The 19,124-nt window shown below is 72.8% G+C and carries 14 protein-coding genes and 3 pseudogenes; 13 read left to right on the top strand and 4 right to left on the bottom strand.

Features of this window, described 5'->3' with window-relative positions:
* Positions 1–152: 152 nt before the first annotated feature.
* The 11 genes from B7C62_02095 (at position 153) to B7C62_02145 (ending at position 14,222) form a co-directional block, all read left to right on the top strand.
* Positions 153–1,322, top strand: a complete 1,170-nt coding sequence (locus B7C62_02095; GenBank protein ARF71180.1) for a glycosyl transferase — start codon at positions 153–155, stop codon at positions 1,320–1,322.
* Positions 1,319–2,047 (top strand): SAM-dependent methyltransferase, encoded by a 729-nt coding sequence (locus tag B7C62_02100; protein ID ARF71181.1) that lies wholly within the window; start codon positions 1,319–1,321, stop codon positions 2,045–2,047. Before B7C62_02095 ends, B7C62_02100 begins: the two co-directional genes overlap by 4 nt.
* Positions 2,038–6,390 carry a coagulation factor 5/8 type domain-containing protein gene (locus B7C62_02105; GenBank protein ID ARF71182.1) on the top strand — a complete coding sequence of 1,451 codons (4,353 nt, stop codon included), beginning with the start codon at positions 2,038–2,040 and terminating at the stop codon, positions 6,388–6,390. The genes B7C62_02100 and B7C62_02105 overlap by 10 nt, the downstream gene beginning before the upstream one ends.
* Positions 6,387–7,694, top strand: coding sequence for a condensation protein (locus B7C62_02110; GenBank protein ID ARF71183.1), 1,308 nt, complete (start codon positions 6,387–6,389; stop codon positions 7,692–7,694). Before B7C62_02105 ends, B7C62_02110 begins: the two co-directional genes overlap by 4 nt.
* Positions 7,691–8,419 (top strand): SAM-dependent methyltransferase, encoded by a 729-nt coding sequence (locus B7C62_02115; GenBank protein ID ARF71184.1) that lies wholly within the window; start codon positions 7,691–7,693, stop codon positions 8,417–8,419. The genes B7C62_02110 and B7C62_02115 overlap by 4 nt, the downstream gene beginning before the upstream one ends.
* A gap of 4 nt (positions 8,420–8,423) precedes the next feature.
* A complete protein-coding gene (locus B7C62_02120; GenBank protein ID ARF71185.1) occupies positions 8,424–9,320 on the top strand; it encodes a hypothetical protein in 897 nt (298 codons plus the stop codon).
* 64 nt (positions 9,321–9,384) lie between these two features.
* Positions 9,385–9,603: a hypothetical protein gene (locus B7C62_02125; GenBank protein ID ARF71186.1), complete on the top strand. Its 219-nt coding sequence runs from the start codon at positions 9,385–9,387 to the stop codon at positions 9,601–9,603.
* A complete protein-coding gene (locus B7C62_02130; protein ARF71187.1) occupies positions 9,600–10,367 on the top strand; it encodes a methyltransferase FkbM in 768 nt (255 codons plus the stop codon). Before B7C62_02125 ends, B7C62_02130 begins: the two co-directional genes overlap by 4 nt.
* Before the next feature lie 48 nt (positions 10,368–10,415).
* Positions 10,416–11,081, top strand: coding sequence for a DNA-binding response regulator (locus tag B7C62_02135; protein ARF71188.1), 666 nt, complete (start codon positions 10,416–10,418; stop codon positions 11,079–11,081).
* Positions 11,082–11,137: 56 nt separating this feature from the next.
* Positions 11,138–12,466, top strand: a complete 1,329-nt coding sequence (locus tag B7C62_02140) for a two-component sensor histidine kinase (GenBank protein ARF76943.1) — start codon at positions 11,138–11,140, stop codon at positions 12,464–12,466.
* A gap of 85 nt (positions 12,467–12,551) precedes the next feature.
* Positions 12,552–14,222: a transporter gene (locus tag B7C62_02145; GenBank protein ARF71189.1), complete on the top strand. Its 1,671-nt coding sequence runs from the start codon at positions 12,552–12,554 to the stop codon at positions 14,220–14,222.
* 15 nt (positions 14,223–14,237) lie between these two features.
* On the opposite strand, the gene B7C62_02150 is transcribed toward B7C62_02145, so the two are convergent.
* On the bottom strand, positions 14,238–14,651 hold the full coding sequence (locus B7C62_02150) for a hypothetical protein (protein ID ARF71190.1): 414 nt from the start codon (positions 14,649–14,651) through the stop codon (positions 14,238–14,240).
* A 165-nt stretch (positions 14,652–14,816) separates the two neighbouring features.
* Between B7C62_02150 and B7C62_02155 the strand changes: the two are divergent.
* A pseudogene (locus B7C62_02155) lies at positions 14,817–15,002 on the top strand (hypothetical protein).
* 43 nt (positions 15,003–15,045) lie between these two features.
* Here the strand turns inward: B7C62_02155 and B7C62_02160 are convergent.
* A pseudogene (locus tag B7C62_02160) lies at positions 15,046–15,961 on the bottom strand (resolvase).
* A gap of 90 nt (positions 15,962–16,051) precedes the next feature.
* Between B7C62_02160 and B7C62_02165 the strand changes: the two are divergent.
* Entirely contained in the window at positions 16,052–17,200 is a 1,149-nt protein-coding gene (locus B7C62_02165) for an IS630 family transposase (GenBank protein ID ARF71191.1), read from the top strand.
* Between the two features lie 25 nt (positions 17,201–17,225).
* On the opposite strand, the gene B7C62_02170 is transcribed toward B7C62_02165, so the two are convergent.
* Together B7C62_02170 and B7C62_02175 are read right to left on the bottom strand one after the other, a co-directional pair.
* A complete protein-coding gene (locus B7C62_02170) occupies positions 17,226–17,798 on the bottom strand; it encodes a transferase (GenBank protein ARF71192.1) in 573 nt (190 codons plus the stop codon).
* A 98-nt stretch (positions 17,799–17,896) separates the two neighbouring features.
* Positions 17,897–18,849 (bottom strand): annotated as a pseudogene (locus B7C62_02175) (IS481 family transposase).
* Between the last annotated feature and the right edge of the window lie 275 nt (positions 18,850–19,124).

Genomic DNA, 19,124 nt, shown 5'->3' on the forward strand with positions numbered 1-19,124 from the left:
GTTCGTCCACTCGTTACCGAACCCGCTCCGCTCCATCAAGGCCCCTCCCCTTTTCACCCTTCTCGTCCTCTCTCGTCCCCTCGCTTTCCCTCTCCGTGTCTTCCAGCCCCCCGCCCCTCGTCCCCCGCACCCCGAGCCGAGTTGGAGCGCCCATGCCCCAGCACGTTCCTTCCCCGCTGCTCGACGCAGCCGCGCCACAGGGTCAGGGCCAGGTCTCCCCCAGGGTTTCCGCCTCCCCTAGACGCATCGTCTTCCTCGCCCACCGCGATCTGGGCAACCCCGCCGCAGGCGGTTCCGAGCTGCTCGTCGACCAGCTCGCCCTCGGCCTCACCGAACGGGGCCACGACGTCACCCTCCTCTGCGGCGGACAGGCCGCCCGCAGGCCCTACCGGGTCGTCTCCGCGGGCTCCACGCTGGGGCACTACCTCGGCGCGCGCTCCGCGTTCGCCCGGCAGGTCGGCAGCTGCGACCTGCTGGTGGAGGTCTGCAACGGCATGCCGTACCTGGCGCCCCTGTGGCACCGGGGTCCGACGGTGTGCCTGGTCAACCACGTCCACACCGATCTGTGGGAGATGCGTTTCCCGGCGCCGGTGGCCCGCGCCGGGCGGCAGCTCGAACACTGGGCCCTGTCCCGGGCCTACCGGGACCATCTGATGATCGCCGTCTCGCCGTCCACCGCGGGCGCCCTGCGTGAGCTGGGCGTTCCGGACGAGCGCATACGGCTGGTGAACAACGGTGTCCAGGAGCCGCGCCCGCAGAGCGAACGGTCGGCGACCCCGCTGTTCCTGGCGCTCGGCAGGCTGGTCGACTACAAGCGCATCGATCTGCTGCTCCAGCTCTGGGAGCGGGTGCGGCCGGTCACCGGCGGCCGGCTCGTGATCGTCGGTGACGGTCCCGAGCGCGAGAAGCTGGAGCGGCTCGCCGGTCCCGGCGTGGAGTTCGCCGGGCATGTGTCCGAGGAGGAGAAGCACCGGCTTCTGTGCGCCTCCTGGATGCTGCTGCACCCGGCGGCCGTCGAGGGGTGGGGGCTGGTCGTCACGGAGGCAGGCACCCGTTCGACGCCGACCCTCGGCTTCGACGTCCCCGGGCTGCGCGACTCCGTCGAGGACGGGGTCACGGGCATCCTCGCCCGGGGCGAGTCGTCCTTCGCCGCGGCCTGGTGCGCGCTGGCGCTGGACGAGGAGCGCCGCGAGGCGATGGGCAAGGCGGCGCGCGAGCGTGCGGCGGCCTACCGGTGGAGCAGCAGTGTGGACCAGTTCGAGGCCGTGGCCGCCGAGGCGACCAGCGGCACCCGGTCCCGGCCTGCGGGTGCCGGCTCGTGAAAGACCCGTCCTTCCGCCGTTCCCTCGCCCTGTTCCGCGCCTTCATCCGCGAGCGGGAGGACCCGGCCGTCGCGTACACCCTGCTGGCCAGGGACGCGGCGGACCAGGTCGAGCGGTATCTGCCGCTGGAGGGCAAGGTCGTCGTCGACATCGGCGGCGGCAACGGCTACTTCACCCAGGAGTTCCGGCGGCGCGGCGCGCAGAGCTATCTCTTCGAGCCGGACCGCGGCGAGCTGGGTGACCCGCGGCCGCAGGGACCGCGGAACACCGTCGTGGCCGACGGCTACCTGCTGCCGCTGGCGGACGGGGCGGCCGATGTCGCCTTCTCCTCCAACGTGCTGGAGCACGTCGCCGACCCGCACACCTTTCTCAGCGAGATGGCGCGCGTCACCCGCCCCGGCGGGCTGATCTACGTCTCGTTCACCAACTGGTACTCGCCGTGGGGCGGCCACGAGTGGGCCCCCTGGCACTACGCCGGAGCCGAGCGCGCCCGCGCCCGCTACGAGCGGCGCACGGGCCACCCGGCCAAGCACCGCCTCGGCGAGAACCTCTTCAGGATCGGCGTCGGCCAGACGCTGCGCCACGTCCGGGGCCGCACCGATGTGGACGTGGTGTCCGCCCGGTCGCGGTACTGGCCGGTCCTGCCAGAACTTGTTACCCGGGTGCCCGGACTGCGGGAATTCGCCACCTGGAACCTCCTTCTCATTCTCCGGCGGTGTTCATGACCAGCGCAGTCCACCACCCACCCCACCAGGCCCCGGACGGCGGCGATCCGTCGTCCGCCAGACCGGCCGACGGTCCGGCGCCCCGTTCGCGGCGCTGGCTGCTGGGGTTCTGGGCCACGGTGTTCGTGGCGTTCCTGGCGGTGTCGCCGGGACGCATGACGTTCGACACCAAGCTCGGTGTCGTCGTCGATCCCGGCCGGTTCCTCGGCGAGCTGGGCCAGCTGTGGCAGAGCCGCAACGGGTTCGGCGGGATCACCGACCAGTACATCGGCTACCTCATGCCGATGCTGCCGTACTACGGCCTGGCCGACCTGCTCAACACCCTGCTCCGGGTGCCCACCTGGTTCGCGGAGCGGCTGTGGCTCTCGCTGATCGTGACCGTTGCCTTCTGGGGCGCGCTGCGGCTGGCGGAGCGGCTGCGCGTGGGCTCCTCGGCCACCCGGCTGCTCGGCGCCCTCGTGTACGCGCTGTGGCCGACGTACACCATCGTGGTCGGCTCGACCTCGGCCGCCGCGCTGCCCGGCGCGATGCTGCCGTGGGTGCTGCTGCCGCTGATGAACCCGCGGCTGGCGCCGCGTATCGCCGCCGCCCGGTCCGCGCTGCTGATCCCGCTGATGGGCGGGGTGAACGCGGCGTCCACGCTGGCGTCGCTGCTGCCGGTCGGGCTCTATCTGCTGACCCGGCCGGGCGGTCCCCGCAAGCGGGCGCTGCTGGCCTGGTGGATTCCGGGCGTGATCCTCGCGACCTCCTGGTGGATCGTTCCGCTGCTGCTGCTCGGCATCTACGGCGAGAACTTCATGCCGTACGTGGAGTCCTCGTACACCACGACGACGACCATGTCGGCGCCCGAGCTGCTGCGCGGGGCGGGCAACTGGGTCGGCTATCTGAACTTCGGTGAGGCGTGGCTGCCCGCCGGGTGGACCGTCGCCACCGCGACCGTCACCATCCTGGGCTCGGCGCTGGCCGCCGCCCTGGGGCTCGCCGGGCTGGCCCGGCGCGATCTGCCGGAGCGCCGCTGGCTGGTGCTGACGGTGCTGTCCGTCGCGCTCGTCACGCTCGCCGGGTACGGCGGTGCGCTGGGCGGTCTCTTCCACGGGACCGTGCAGGCGTGGCTGGACACCTGGCTGGTGCCGTTCCGCAACATCTACAAGTTCCAGACCGGTCTGGGGCTGGCCCTGGCGCTGGGTCTGGCGCACATCGCGGCCGTCGCCTCACTGCGGGCGGAGCGCGAGGACCGCGTACCGCCCCGGGCGCGCCGGCTGGTCCCGGTGCTCGCCGCCGTGCTCGTCCTGCCGGGACTCGCGTGGCCGTACGCCAACGGGTCGATCCTGCAACCGGGTTCGTTCAAGGAGATCCCGGAGCACTGGGAGAAGGCCGCGGGCTGGCTCAAGGAGAACTCGCCGGACGACCGGGCTCTCGTGGTCCCCGCCACCGCGCACGGCATCTACACCTGGGGCTCCACCATCGACCAGCCGCTGGACGTGCTGGCCGACACGCCGTACGGGCAGCGCGACTACGTGCCCTTCGGGACGCCGGGCAACCGGCGGGCGATGGACGCCGTCGAGCAGGCGCTGACGTCCGGTGGCCAGGTGCCGGGGCTGAGCGAGTTCCTCAACCGGGCGGGCCTGCACTACGTCGTGGTCCGCAACGACCTGGACCCGGACCAGCTGGGGTACGTCCCCACCACCACGGTCAAGCGCACCCTGGAGGCGTCCGGCTACCAGCGGGTGACCGGCTTCGGCCCGGTGATGACCGGGGGCCGCATAGCGAGCGGCACGCCCGTACAGATCGAGGGCCTCTACCCGCGTCAGGAGGCGGTGGAGATCTACGAGCCGCCCACCGGCACCGAGCGTCCCGGCCGGGCGAGCGCCGCCCCGGCCTCCTCGACCGCCGTCGTCAGCGGCGGGCCGGAGTCCCTGCTGCCGCTCTCGGCGAGCGGCGCCCTCCAGGGGCGGCCGACCGTTCTGGCCGGTGACGCCCACCCGGGCGTGGGCAAGCCGTCGCTCTACGCGGCGGGCGACGGGCTGCGCCGCGCCGACACCCGGTTCGGCCTGGTCAACACCAATACGTCGCACACCTACACGGCCGACGAGCGCAATGCGCCGGAGTCGGCGCAGGACCCCGGGGCCGAGCCCCGCCAGATCCTGCCGGCCTCCGGCAAGGAGCACCAGACCACGGCCGTCCTGCGGGGCGCGAAGTCGGTCAGCGCCTCGTCCATCGGCAACTGGCTGTTCCACCTGCCGCAGTACGACCCGGCCAACGCCTTCGACGGCAACCCGGAGACCGCCTGGGCCGAGGGTGCCCCGGACTCCCCCAAGGGCGAGTGGGTACGGATCGACTTCTCCGGTACCAAGGAGATTCCGGACTCGCTCCAGCTCACCCCGCTGCCCAGCAACGACGTCCGGGCCGCGGCGACCGAGGTACGGGTCGAGACGGACCAGGGCTCCGAGGACAGCCCGCTCCGCCCCGACGGCTCCCCGCAGGAGGTGGCCGCGCCCGCCGGGCCGGCCAAGTGGCTGAAGGTGACGATCCTCAAGTCCCAGCAGGGGCGCCCCGGGCTCTCCGGTGCCGGGTTCACCGACATCGCCGTCCCCGGCGTGCAGGTCACCCGGATGCTGGAGCTGCCCTCCGACGCACCCCGTGAGGGCGCCGACTCCACGGTGTACGCGCTCAAGCGCGGCAGCGACCCCGGCGGGCTCTCCGCGGTGGCCGCGGAGACCGGTCTGCACCGCCAGTTCACCCCGGCGGAGGCCGGGGAGTACACGGTCGCCGCGAGCGCGCTGCCCGTACCGGGCGAGGCTCTCGACAAGCTGCTGTTCGAGCTGACGGGCAAGCGGAAGCAGATCGTGGTGAGCGCCGACTCCACGGCGCGTCTGGGCACCAACATCAGTGCGCGGAACCTGACGGACGGCGACCTCACCACGGCGTGGATCGCGGGCGACCGCCCCACACTGCGGCTGTCCTGGCCCAAGAAGAAGAAGGTCGGGGAGATCGTGTTCGTGGCGGCCGGGGGGCTCTCCACCCGGCCCGAGCAGGTGAAGATCACCTCGCCGGACGGTCTGGCGGTGGCCGGGGTGGACGAGAACGGCATGGCCCGCTTCCCGGTCATCAACACCGACAGGATGGACATCACCATCTCGCGCACGGCCCCGCTCACCGTCCACAACCCGTTCGCGGGCGACCGGCTGCAGCTGCCGGTCGGACTGAGCGAGGTCCACATCCCCGCGCTGAAGGAGTTCGCCTCACCGCAGCCCGACCCGGAGAAGACGTTCAGCCTGCCCTGCGGGCAGGGGCCGGTCCTCTCCGTGGACGGCACGTTCATGGAGACGAAGGCCGAGGGCCGGATCAGCGACCTGACGCAGCGGCGGCCCGTCTCCGTCTCGCTCTGCACCGAGCGGAGCACGGTGGAGCTGAACGCGTCGGCCAGCACCGTGGAGGCCGGTGACGCCGGTCCGCTCGCCATCACCGATGTCACGCTGAGCAAGGGCGAGACGAAGGCTCCGGAGACCACCGCCCGGACGGTGGAGGTCGAGAAGAGCGACGGTGACCGGCGGACGCTGACGGTCGGCGCCGGTGAGGCTTCGTATCTCCAGCTCCACGAGAACCACAACAAGGGCTGGAAGGCCACGCTGAACGGCAAGGAGCTGACGCCGCTGCGGATCGACGGCTGGCAGCAGGCGTGGCTGGTTCCCGAGGGCGAGGGCGGCAAGGTCACCCTGGAGTACGGGCCCGCGCGGATCTACCAGGCCGGTCTGTTCGGGGCCGGGGTGCTTCTCCTCGTCCTCGTGGGGCTCGCCTTCGTACGCCGCCGGGGCTCCGCTCCGTACGAGGCCGAGGAGCAGCCCGCACCGCCTGCCCCCGGGCTGGTTCTGGGCACGGTGGCGCTGACCCTGGTGGGCATCGTGATCGCGGGTCCGGTCGCCCTGGTGGTGCCCGTCCTCGCCGTACTCGCCCACTTCCGCCCGTCGTGGCTGTCGCCCGTCGCCTTCGCGGCGATGGCCGGGGCCGGGGTGGTCGTGGCGGTGGGCACGGGAAGCCACATCACCACGGGACAGGGCGCCTTCGGGCCGACGGCCCAGCTCCTGGCCCTGATCGCCCTGTTCGCCGCGCTGGTCACGGTGTCCGCACCGGGCCGGGGCCGTCGGGCGGCGGGCCGGAGCACGGAGCCGTACGCGGCCGGGTACGAAGGCGGTACGGAGCCCGCGACAGCGGCGGGCGGCGAAGGCGGTACGGTCCCGGCGCAGCCGGGGCCGCCGTCCGGCCGGACCCTCTCCGCCGATGCGAAGAGGCCGCACACCGACCCGCCCGCGCAAGGTCACAGCGGCGGAGGAAGCAGCGGATGACCGCCGTCCAGCCCGCCCGGCCGCACACCGCGGCCGGGCGGCTGCCCCGGGTGCCGTTCCCCGTCGTCGACGAGGTGGACCGGCACTGCGCCCAGGACGCCGAGCCGAGCACCGTGCACATCGAGGTGCATCTGCCCGGCCGGGTCGAGGAGGACCGGCTGCGCGCCGCGTTCGCCGCGTCGCTGGCCCGCCATCCGCGGGCGCTGATGCGGGAGCGCCCGCGCGGCCGGTTCGCCCGGCGGTACGAGTGGGAGCTCACCGAAGGACCGGACCGGGACCCGGTCACCTTCCGCCCGGCCGCGCCCGGGGCGCTCGACCGGGCGCGGGCGGATTCCCTCGGCAGCGCCCCGCCGCTCACGCTCTCCCCGCCGCTGCGGGTGGACGTGGTGGAGGAGCCCGGCCGGGAGGGATGCGTGCTGGTGTTCACCGTGCACCACACCGCGCTCGACGGGCCCGCCTGTCTGCGGCTGGCGGCCACCGCAGCCGAGATCTACAGCGGGCGGTCCGTCCCTCCGCCGCCCGCCCCCGCCCGTCCGGCCTCCGCGCCGCCGCCCCGGAGCACCGGTCCGGCGGCCCTGGCCCGGCCGGCCCGGGTGGCGGCGGGCAGCACCCCGGGCACGGTGCCGGGCAACGCCCAGCTGCTGGCCGAACTGCCGGTGCCGCGGCGGGAGTCCGGCGCGCCCTACACGGTCAACGACCAGCTGATGGTGGCCACCGCGCTGACGGTGGCCGACTGGAACCGGCAGCGCGGGGCGGGCGAGCGCCCGCTGCGGATCACCATGCCGGTCGACGACCGCACCCGGGGGCCCCGGATGCCGATCGGCAACGGCACCCGGCTGGTCGAGGTCGGCTTCGGAGCGGCGGAGGTGGCGTCCGGTGCGGACATCCCCGCGCTGCTGCGCCTGACCGCCGAGCGCACCCGCGCCCTGAAGGCGGAGCCGCGTCCGCAGCTGGGCCGTTCGGCCGCGCTGCTGACCACCCCGCTGCTGCCGGTCGCCGCACGTGCGGCGTACACCCGGGGGCTGCGGGTGCTGGCGGGGCCGTGGACCTCCACGACCCTGCTCAGCAACGTCGGCCGCGTCCCCTACCCGCTGGACTTCGGCGAGGCGGGAAGATCCCGTGCCCTGTGGATGTCCGCGCCCGCCCGGCTCCCGAGGGGGCTGACCTTCACCACCGCGTCCACGGACGGCAGGCTGCATCTGGCCCTGCGCTGGTCGCGGACCCTGCTGAGCGACGAGGACGGCGGGGCGCTGCTCGCCCTGTTCACCCGTCATCTGGCCGCGATATCCTCGGAGGCGCCGTGACCGGCACCGTTTCTCCCCCGCCCGGCCTGCGGGACTTCTACGAGAACCCGGCCGTCCCGGTGGCGTCCGGCGACGGGCGCAGCAGGCGCCAGGCGCGGCTGCTGGCCGACGCCCTGCGCGGACGGCCGGGCCAGGTCATCGTGGACGTCGGCTGCGGCGACGGGACGGCCGCCGCGACCGCCGCGCCGATCCTGACCGGGCACCGGCTGATCGGCGTCGACTGGTCGCAGGACGCCCTGCGCCGGGCCCGCCCCCGGATGGGTTCGGTGGTCCGGGGCGAGCTGGAGCACGGCGGGCTGCCGCTCGCCGACGGGTGCGCGGACGCGGTGCTGTTCAGCGAGATCCTGGAGCACCTCGTCGACCCGGACCAGGCGCTGGACGAGCTGCGGCGCATCCTGAAGCCCGGCGGCCATCTGATGCTGTCCACCCCGAACCTGGCCGCCTGGTACAACCGGGCGCTGCTGCTGGCCGGGGTGCAGCCGGTGTTCTCGGAGGTCAGCCTGCGCGGCATCCACGGCCGCCCCGGCTCCGAGGTGGTGGGCCATCTGCGGCTGTACACCGCCCGGGCGCTGCGCTCCTTCCTGACCGCCTCCGGCTTCGAGGACGTGACGATCACGGGCGCCCCCTTCCACGGGGTGCCGCGCCCGCTGCGGCTGCTCGACCGGGCGGCGTGCGCGGTGCCCGGTGCGGCGTCCATCCTGCTGGCCCACGCTCGGCGGCGATAGGGCGATGTGGTGGGGTGTGGGGGCCGCGCTGGTGGCCAACCTGCTGTACAGCGTGGGCTTCGTGCTGGAGAAGCGGGCGCTGGGCAGTCTGCCCGCGCTCTCGGCCGGCCGGCCGCTGCGCGTGATCCTCGTCCTGCTCACCAGCCCGCTGTGGATCGTGGGCGCGCTGGCGCTGGCGGCCGGATTCGGGGCCCAGCTGATCGTCTACCGGGCGCTGCCGATCGCGGCGGCGCAGGGCATCTTCGTCTCCGGCCTGGTGCTGCTCCTGCTGCTCTCGTCGGCCGTCCTCGGCGAGGAGTCGACCGGCCGCGAGCGCTATGCGCTGGGCGGTGTCCTGGTGGCGCTGCTGATGGTCGTCGCCTCGATCCGCGAGGGCGAGGACCAGGTGAGCGGCGGCGCCCCCTGGATGCTGGTGCTGCTGGTCTGTCTCCCGGCGCTGGCGGCGGGCGTCTGGCTCTACGTACGGGTGGAGCGCCGGGCGAACCAGCGCCACCGGGTGCCGACCAGCGGCATCGGCTACGGGGTGGCGGTCGGGCTGCTGTACGGCGTCAGCACCCTGGCCGTGAAAGGCGTCTCCAGCCGTCTGACGACGACCGATCTCGGGGAGGCGGCCCGTTCGCTGTTCGGCTCGCCCTACCCGTATCTGCTGCTCTTCACCGCCGTGGCCGGTCTCGTCATGTCCCAGACGGCCCTGCAACGCTGCCGGGCCTCCCTCATCGTGCCCGTCTGCACCACGGTGACCTGCCTGTTCACCGCGGTCCTCGGGACGTTCGCCTTCGGGGAGTCCCTCCCCGACGACCCGCTGCTGCTGGCACTGCGGGTGGCCGGCACGGCGCTGGCCCTCACCGTCCTGCTGGCGATGCCCCGTCACGATCCCCCGGTGGAGGCGGTCCCGTCCTGACGCCCGCTCCACCGTCCACCGACCCCTGTCCTGAAGTCCGCCCCGACCCTGAGGGAGCCCCCGAATGAACCCCGACGACCCGCTGCTCGCCATCCTCGCCTGCCCGCTCGACAAGGGCCCGCTGTCGCTGCTTCCCGAGGAGGAGGCGCTCTACAACCCCCGGCTGCGGCTGAGTTACCCCATCCTGGACGGCATACCGCAGCTGCTGCCCTCCTCGGGCCGCAAGGTCGACGCCGACGCCCACGAGAAGTACCTCGCGGGCCTGAAGACCTCGGCCCGGTGACCACGCTCGCCGCGGCGGTGGCGTCCCGGCTGCCCACCGGCCTGGTCGCCTCCGCCGCCGTCGCCCTCTACCCGCGCTTCGAGCCGGAGCTGCGCCGGCTCGCCGACTTCTGCCCGCCCGGCACCACCGCCGTGGACATCGGCGGCTGGTACGGCCCCTGGTCGCACCGGCTCGCCCGGCGCTGCGCGGAGGTCGTCACCATCGAGCCCGTACCGCATCTGGCCGACCATCTGCGCCGTACGCTGCCCTCGAACGCCCGAGTGGTCCAGGGGGCGGCGACGGACCGGGCCGGTTCCACGGTCCGGCTCTGGTTCCCGGAGGGCGACCACGGCGACCGGGGGGTCTCCTCGCTGGAGCGGCGTGACATCCACGCGCACTGCGTCGAGGTGGAGTCCCTCACCGTCGACGGCCTCGGCCTGCGCGGGGTCGGCTTCGTGAAGATGGACGTGGACGGCGCGGAGGTGGCCGCGCTGCGGGGTGCGCAGGAGCTGCTGCGGCGGGAGCGCCCGGCGCTGCTCGTCGAGCTGGAGAGCAGGCTCGGCCCGATCGGTCCGGCGGTCGCCCTGCTCACCGGCCAGGGGTACGCGGGGTGGGTGCTGGCCGGGCGGAGCTGGCGGCCGCTGGCCGGTTTCGACCTGCCGGGCCACCAGGCGAGGACGGAGCACCTCGTCCATCAGGGGCTGCTGCGCCGGGCGTTGCCGCGGCGCGAGCGGTACATCAACTCGGTGCTGTTCCTCCCCGAGGGGCGGAGACCGGGTGTATAGACGCTGAACGCGGTTGCGCCCCAGGTCAACTAGGGTGTCGCCGTGAGAGTGCTGCTGGTCGAGGACGACACCAACCTCCGGTTCGGGGTGGCCGCCGCGCTGCGGGCGGCCGGTCTCGCGGTCGACGAGGCGGTCGATCTGCCGGAGGCCGACGAGGCCCTGTTCGTCACCGCGTACGACTGCGTGGTCTTCGACCGGATGCTGCCCTCGGGGGACGCCGCCGCCTATGTGGAGGAGCTCCGGCGGGGCGGGCGGGCCGTTCCGGTGCTGTTCCTCACCGCCCGGGACACCGTGGCGGACCGCGTCGAGGGTTTCGCCCGGGGCGGTGACGACTATCTGGTCAAGCCCTTCGCCGTGCCGGAGCTGGTGGCCCGGGTGCGCAGCCTGTGCCGCCGCGCGCCGGACGTGAGCCCGCCGGTGCTGCGGGTGGGGGACGTGGAGATCGACACCGCCCGGCGCCAGGTGCGCCGGGCGGGCGTCCTGCTGACCTTCACCCGCCGGGAGTTCGCCGTGCTGGAGGTGCTGGCCACCCGCGCCGACCAGGCGGTGGGCCGGGCGGAGCTGATCGAGAGCTGCTGGGACGAGATGGCGGAACCGCAGTCCAACGTCCTGGAGGTGCTGGTCTCGCAGCTGAGGCGGAAGCTCGGTGACCCTCCGGTCGTGCACACCGTGCGCGGTGTCGGCTACCGCCTGGCCGCCGGGCCCGCCCGGTGAGGAGCGCACGCCGCCGGGATCGCGCGGTGCGGGCCGTACGCCGTCCGTTCCGCCCGGTGAGGACCGTACGCACTCCGTTCCGCTCGCCCCGCGCGCTGACGCCGACCGCCCGCGTACGGCGGCTGCGCCGACGCATCACCGTGCTGTTCGCGCTGACCAGTGCGGTGGGGCTGGTCGCGATGGCCGCTCTGGCGGTGCGCAGCGACGGCGTGCGCTGGCGCGAACAGCTGGACCAGGCCATGAGCGCCGACACCAACTGGGCCCTGGGCCTGCTGGAGACCGACGAGGACGGCCGGCTGGACACCGGGGTGCTGCTCGACAACGCGGGGACCGCGTGCCCGCCGCTCTTCCTGCTCGCGGCCCGGGACACCGCCACGGATCTGGTCGTCCAGCACGCTCCCCGCCGCCCCTGCCTGACCGTCGCGCCCGCCTCCGTCCAGCGGGCCGCGCTGGCCGCCGTACGGGCCGATGATCCCCGGTCCCTGGACGCGCGGACGACGGCGGGCGAGCCGGTACGGATGTTCGCGCTGCCCTTCTATCCGCCGGACGCGGAGGAGGACGCGGAGCCGCAAGGGGTCCTGGTGACCGTGGCGGACGCCTCGGCCCCACGGGCGGACCACCGGCGGCTGACGTGGGTGGTGACCGGCGGCTGTGCCCTGCTGGTCCTCCTGTCGGCGGGGGTCGGGCATCTGCTCTCCGGGCGGGCGGTCCGGCCGGCGCTGGAGGTCCTGGACCGGCAGGAGGCGTTTCTCACGGACGCCGCGCACGATCTGCGGACCCCGGCGGCCTCGCTGCGGACGCTCGCCGAGACCGCGCTGCGCGGCGAGACCGACAGCACGGATGTCCACCGGCGCACGCTCCGGCTCGCGGAGGGCATGGGCACGCTGGTCGACGGGCTGCTGACCCGGGCCCGGCTGATGTCGGGGACCGCCGTGCTGGCGGTGGAGCCGCTGCGGCTGGACCAGCTGGTGGAGGCCGTCGTCGAGGACACGGCCGCCGGGGGGCCGGTGACGGTACGGGCGGAGCAGGCCGTGGTGGTGGCCGCCGACCCCGATCTCGTACGCCGTGCGGTGGCCAATCTGGTCGGCAACGCGCTCGTCCACGGGCACCGGCCCGGTGAGCCTGCCGAGGTGGAGGTCACGGTCGGCGGCGAGGAGGCCACGGCGACCGTCACGGTGGAGGACGCGGGGCCGGGGCTGCCGCCCGAGGTGGCGGGGGCGCTCTTCGACCGGTTCCGCAGCGGTTCGGGCTCGACGGGGCTCGGCCTGTCCATCGCCTCGTGGGTCGCCCACGCCCACGGGGGCGGTCTCACGGCGGAGCCGGGGCGGCGCGGCGGGGCCCGGTTCGTGCTGCGCCTGCCCGCCGGGGGACCGCCCGCCCCCTGACCCGTACTCGGGCCTCATCAAAACCTCAGCATCGCTCGGGAATGCTTCGGGCCGGAACCACCCGACCCCCTTCAGGGAGCACTCGTTGAACCGCGCCGTCCGCCGCCGCCCCGCCCTCGTCACCGCCCTGGCCCTCCTCGGCGCCCTCACGGTCACCTCCTGCACGGGCGGCCCGGTCCCGAAGGCGGAGGTGGGCGCGGCGAAGGCCACCGACCCGGCCTCCCGCGCCGATCTGAAGCCCTTCTACGGTCAGCGGCTGAAGTGGACCGACTGCGCGACCGACGGCTACGAGTGCGCTCGGCTCACGGTCCCCCTGGACTACGCGCGCCCGGACGACGGCCGGACGTTCGTGCTCCCGGTCGCCCGCGCCGCCGCGACGGGCCCGGCCAAGCGCATCGGCTCGCTCGTCTACAACCCCGGCGGCCCCGGCGCGGGCGGGGTGAGCTCGCTCGAGGAGGGGATGGACGAGTCGTTCGGCGCGGCGGTGCGGGCCCGCTTCGACATCGTCAGCTTCGACCTGCGCGGGGTCGGGGGAAGCGTTCCGGCCCTGACCTGCGAACCGGCCGAGGGGGAAGAGGAGGAGGCGGAAGAGGAGACCACGGAGGGGAACGAGGAGGAAGCCTCCGGCTCCGTGGCGCCTCTGTACCCGCGTACGGAAGCCGACCGCCGGGCAGCCGTCGAGGGTGCCCGGATCGCGGCCGAGGACTGTGCGAAGCACAGCGGCCCCATCCTGCGGCACGTCGGGACCGAGGACGCGGCCCGGGATCTGGACGTCCTGCGCGCGGCCCTCGGTGACCGCGAGCTCACCTATCTGGGCTGGTCGTACGGGACGAGCCTGGGCACCTCGTACGCCGAGCAGTTCCCGCGCCGGGTCCGCGCGATGGTCCTGGACGGGGCGATCGACCCGTCGCTGGACTGGTCGCAGCGGGTCATCAGCCAGTCGGCCGGATTCCGGCGGAGCGTGGACGACTACGCCGAGCAGTGCGCGGAGATCGCCGGTGACGGCTGCCCCGGCCGGACCCCCGGTGAGATACGGGCGCTGATCGAGCGCCTCTACCAGCGGGCGGAGCGGGAGCCGCTGCCGGTCGCGGAGGACAGTACGTACGCGGAGTACGGGGGTATGGACGCGACCGCCGTACTGGACGCGGTCTCCATGGCGATGTACACGCCGGAGGACCAGTGGGAGGGCCTGTCGGAAGCGCTGCGGGAGGCGGACCGGGGGGACGCGACGAAGCTGGCCGCGCTGGGCGACGAGGAGACCGACGAGGAGCTCGGCCCCGAGGGCGGGACGGAGACCGAGGAGGCGGAGGAGGGAGCGGAGGACCAGACCCCCGACATCCCGGCCGACAACGAGGGCGCCGCGCTCACCGCCGTCAACTGCCTGGACGTCCCGCGCCCCCGGGGCATCCGCCCCTACTGGGACGCCCTCGCCCCCGCCGACAAGGCCGCGGGCGTGTACGGCACCGCCGGGGTGACCGCCGAGCTCACCTGCCGCAACTGGCCCTCGGGCGACCGGCGACCGCACCGGGTGAACGCCGAGGGCGTGCCGCCGGTCCTGGTCGTGGGCACCACGGGCGACCCGTCCACGCCGTACGAGGAGGCGGTGAGTCTGGCCGAGCAGTTCCCGGAGGGGATGCTGCTGACGTACGAGGGGCTGGGCCACACCGCGTACGGCCGGGGCGGTGCCTGTGTCACGGCGAAGGTCGACGCCTATCTGGTGAAGGGCGAGCGGGTCGCTCCCGGGGCCACCTGCTGAGCGGCGCCGCGCGCGTCAGCCCGTGACGATCCCGGTGACGAGGTTGATGGTGGTGGCCAGGATGTTGAAGTCGATACCGCCCTCGGGGGGCAGGTAGTAGAGGTACGCGTACCGGGTGGCGTACATCAGGTGGAGCGAGGCCCAGGCGGTGAAGACGCCGCCCAGCGCGGTGGCCGCCGCCGCGTGGCTCAGGTCGGAGTCGCCGGTCAGGAGCAGCACCACGATGCCGACGAGCCCGCGTACGTCCGCCGCGACGACGACCAGTTCCTCGAGGACGGGGCGGAACTCCTCGCGGCGGACGTTGTGGTGGGTGGTGGCCGCGTCCATGGGCCAGAGTGCGAGCCACCCGGCCACGACGAAGATCGCCTCGGCGGCGGCGGTCCCGGCCAGGATGCCCAGCGGGGCGTGGGTCAGCGCCCCGGTGGCCACGCCGACGACGTCCCCGAGGACCGCCGGGACGACGAGCCGGGGGGACGGCGGAGAGCATCGGGCGGCGGGGCGGGTAGCTCAAGGGCGTGGTCTCCTCGGCGGAGCGGCGGACAGACGGACGGGCAGACGGGCAGACGGCCCGGCACCCCGGTCCCCTGGGCGGCGCTGCGCTCCTGCGAGCTGACCGCCCAGGTGAGCACCAAGCTGAACCGGAGCCACCTCGTCCACGGCCTCCGGGCCCTGATCCTGCCCTGCCTGGGCCGGACCGAGAAGGGCCATCAGCGCAAGGGTGTGCAGTCCACCTCCGTGGAGGACTTGATAAGCATGGTCCACCTGTCGGTCGGCATGAAGGGGTGCCGGTAAGAACTCCGTCACCAGCCGCAAACGGCGGTGATCACTCCACGAGGGCGCTGACGCGGGTTTCGTACTCGCGACGGGCCTTACGCTGAGCTGGGACGACCGGGATGCCCTGGGTGCCGTCGAGGTACTGGCAGCGGTCGAGGAGTTGGCGGTGTACCGCCGGGATGGCGCTGACGCGCAGGGTGTACCCCTGGCCGCGTCGTGCTGTCACGCCCTGGTCGAGCGCGGCACGCTCGACGTCGTCGAGTTCGGCGGCACGGAGGAAGTCGGCGACCTTGCCCGGCATGTCGAGGGTGACTGGCAGCTTGAGGACCGGGGCGCCGAGGTCGGCGGCCGTGCGCTCGCGCAGGAGGTCGGCGACAGCGGTGCGGATGGCGCCGCGGCCGGCGTCGTGCTCGCGGGCGAGGGCGGCGATGGACTGGCCTTCCAGGTATGCGCTGCGCAAGGCGTCGGTCTTGTCGGCGGGGACTGCGGGGCGACGCCCGCCCTTGTTGCCCTTCGCCTCCGCGGCCCGCAGCCCGTCGTACGTCAGCTCGCGCCGGAGGTCACGTTGGAGTTCGCCGGCGGCGGCGAGGGTCTGCACCATGAACTTCACGGTGGACAGCAACTCTCCGGTGCGCGGGGGGGGGCGGTGAGGTCCATCGCGGAGAACGCGCCGTCGTGGATGCACAGGGCGAGACGGTCGCGGTGGAGGACGTCGAGCACGTCGAGGATGTGCCCGGTGCCTCGCCCCGGCGGGACATATCGGAGATGTGCACGGTGTCGCCCGGCCGCGCGTACGTGAGCAACTCGCTGAACTTCGGCCGTTCCAACGGGTGGAGGCGACTGGAGGTGCCGACCTGTCCCTCGAAGACGACCGGGTCCTCGATCCCGGCCTCGGTAAGGACAAGGTCCTGACGGTCGGTCGACTCCTGGTCGGTCGACACCCGCTTGTAGACCAGGTTGGCCATGCCGCTCCCCGTTGTGGTGGTCGCATCCGACCCTAGTGCTCTGACCGGGAAGGTTCGCCGGGTTGGCGATTGGAGCGGTTGGATGGGCGGGTGACGTCCGTTCCGACCGCTGGAGGTGTGGTGGCTGAGCCTGTGCGGGTGCGCAGACTGACCGACCAGGAAGGGCAGAAGCTGCAGCAGATCGTGCGCCGGGGAAGTACCAGCTCCGTGCGTTACCGGCGTGCGATGATGCTGCTGGCCTCGGCGGGCGGGAACCGTGTTCCGGTGATCGCCCAGTTGGTCCAGGCCGATGAGGACACGGTGCGGGATGTGATCCACCGGTTCAACGAGATGGGCCTGGCCTGCCTGGACCCTCAGTGGGCGGGAGGCCGTCCCCGCCTGCTCAGCACTGACGACGAGGACTTCGTCGTCCAGACGGCCGCCACCCGCCCCGCGAAGCTCGGCCAGCCCTTCACCCGCTGGTCGATCCGCAAACTCGCCGCCTACCTGCGGAAAGTGCACGGACGTGTCATCCGCATAGGCCGTGAAGCCTTACGGTGCCTGCTCCGGCGCCGCGGCATCACCTTCCAGCGCACCAAGACATGGAAGGAGTCGCCCGACCCCGAGCGCGACGCCAAGCTCGACCGCATCGAGCACGTCCTGGAGCACTTCCCGGACCGGGTCTTCGCCTTCGACGAGTTCGGGCCGCTGGGGATCCGGCCCACCGGAGGCTCCTGCTGGGCGAAGCAGGGCAAGCCCGACCGTCTGCCGGCGACCTACCGCCGCACGCACGGCGTGACCTACTTCCACGGCTGCTACTCCGTCGGGGACGACCGGTTGTGGGGCGTCAACCGCCGCCGCAAAGGCACCGCCAACACGCTGGCCGCGCTGAAGTCGATCCGCGCCGCCCGGTCTGACGGCGCCCCGATCTACATCATTCTGGACAACCTCTCCGCCCACACCGGTGCGGACATCCGCCGCTGGGCGAAGAAGAACAAGGTCGAGCTGTGCTTCACCCCGACCTATGCGTCCTGGGCCAACCCGATCGAGGCGCACTTCGGCCCGCTGCGGCAGTTCACCCTGGCGAATTCCAACCACCGCAGCCATCCCGCGCAGACCCAGTCACTGCACCGCTACCTGCGCTGGCGCAACGCCAACGCCCGCCACCCCGACGTCCTCGCCGCACAGCGCAAGGAACGCGCCCGCATTCGCAGCGAGAAGGGCATCCGCTGGGGCGGCAGACCAGCCCTCGCGGCGTGATCAAGAACGGTCCACGCCTTCCTCGCTAGAGGCGGCGTGCCGCAACAACCGCTGAGCTGGCGGGCGTTGTGAGAACTTCAGTGGCGTCCAGGGCCGGATGAGTGAGGTAGAACAGGCGGAGCTCATCGACTTCGCCGCCGAAACGAGGCGGCCAATGGGGCGATGGGGTGAAGTCGTCCAGGATGAGAAGGCCACCGGGAGCCAGCAGCTCGACGACCTGCTCGGGGTCGTCACGCTTGCCTCCGCCGTCGCAGAAGAAGACATCGAAGGGAGCGTGCTGCTCAAGCAGCCGCCAGTCCCCGGTGAGGACGCTGACGCGGTCGTCGTCCGCGAAGACACCAGCCGCTCGACGCGCAAGCTCCTCGTCCCGTTCCACGGTGACCAAGCGGGCACCGGCGCCAAGCCCGCTGTGCAGCCAGGCGGTACCCACGCCCGAGCCGGTGCCGCTCTCCGCAATGACTCCGTGGGGTTTCGCAGCAGCGGCCAGCCTGAGCAACCTGCCCACCTCGGGGATGCAGCTCTTCTTGAAACCCGCCTCGGAGGCGACACGCTCCGCGGCCACCACGCGAGACGGAACCGCACGCTCTGCCATGATCACGAATCCCCCTTCACCCTGGACATGACGCTATCCGCCGGCAGAGGCGTCCGTACGGAGTTTCGCCTGCCCACACCCGGCAAACCTTCCCGGTCAGAGCACTAGCTGTATTGCCCTGTGAGGTTGGGGACGCGGGTGGCGGGTGGTTTGCCTGCGAGCGCGGTGTGTCCGCGGTGGTGATTGTAGGTGTGCAGCCAGGCGGGGAAGGCGTCGCGTCGTTCCTGTTCTGAGCGGTAGGGACGGGCGTAGGCCCATTCGTCCAGCAGGGTGCGGTTGAGGCGTTCGACCTTGCCGTTGGTCTGGGGCCGGTAGGGCCGGGTTCGCTTGTGGGCGATCCCGGCTGCTGCCAGGGTGTCGCGCCAGGTGTGGGACTTGTAGCAGGCGCCGTTGTCGGTCAGGACGCGTTCGACGGTGATTCCGACGCCGGTGAAGTAGGCGTGGGCCCGCTGCCAGAAGGCGGTGGCGGTTTCCTTCTTCTCGTCGGTGAGTATCTCGCTGTAGGCCAGGCGGGAGTGGTCGTCGACGGCGGTGTGGATGTACTGGTAGCCGACACCGGACCTGGTCCTGCGGCCCGCCGGGCGGCCCAGGACTTTGTGGCCGCCGCCGTCGGGGATGTTCCCGAGTTTCTTGATGTCCACGTGTACCAGCTCGCCGGGGCGGTCGTGTTCGTAGCGGCGTATGACGCGGCCGGTGGCCCGGTCCAGATGCTTCAGGCGGGCCAGGCCGAAGCGGGTCAGGACCCGGTGCACGGTCGAGGGGGCCAGGTTCAGCAGGTGCGCGATGCGGGCTGGTCCCAGCGCCGCAGGACTCTGACCTTGATGATCCGGCGTTCGGTTCGGGTCGCGGTCCGGCGCGGGCTGTGGTGCGGGCGGGAGGAGCGGTCGCTCATGCCGGCCTCGCCCGTGGCCCGGTAGCGGGTGGCCCACCGCTGGGCCGTGGTGGGCGAGACCTGGAAGCGTTCTGCCGCGCGTCGAAGAGGCCAGCCATCCTCGACCACGCAGCGGGCCAGACGCAGGCGGCCGGTCTCGGTCAGAGGTGCATTACGGTGGGGCACGAGGGCCTTTCGGTCAGGTGTAGACGTCGCAATCCACACCGAACCGGCAGGCCCTCACCCATTTCAAGATCCCTCAGCCGAGATGTACCTCACCGTCCACAACCTCCCGGGACAGAACAACTAGCTGTCAGCGAACCCTGTCTTCATCCACCATCGGATCCGATGGGCCTCGCGGCACCGCGAGGCCCCGGAAAGCCTGGGTCATTGGATGCCCGCCGTCGCTGTCTTCATTCGTTTGCAGACACCATTGGCAAAGGGCAGAGACCCCTTCGAGC

The organism is Kitasatospora albolonga, from assembly GCA_002082585.1.
GTDB classification, from domain to species: Bacteria; Actinomycetota; Actinomycetes; order Streptomycetales; family Streptomycetaceae; genus Streptomyces; species Streptomyces stephensoniae.

Bases quoted from the DNA above. Each gene is read 5' to 3' on its own strand.
- B7C62_02095 (ARF71180.1), top strand. From the start codon at position 153: ATGCCCCAGCACGTTCCTTCCCCGCTGCTCGACGCAGCCGCGCCACAG.
- B7C62_02110 (ARF71183.1), top strand. From the start codon at position 6,387: ATGACCGCCGTCCAGCCCGCCCGGCCGCACACCGCGGCCGGGCGGCTG.
- B7C62_02120 (ARF71185.1), top strand. From the start codon at position 8,424: ATGTGGTGGGGTGTGGGGGCCGCGCTGGTGGCCAACCTGCTGTACAGC.
- B7C62_02125 (ARF71186.1), top strand. From the start codon at position 9,385: ATGAACCCCGACGACCCGCTGCTCGCCATCCTCGCCTGCCCGCTCGAC.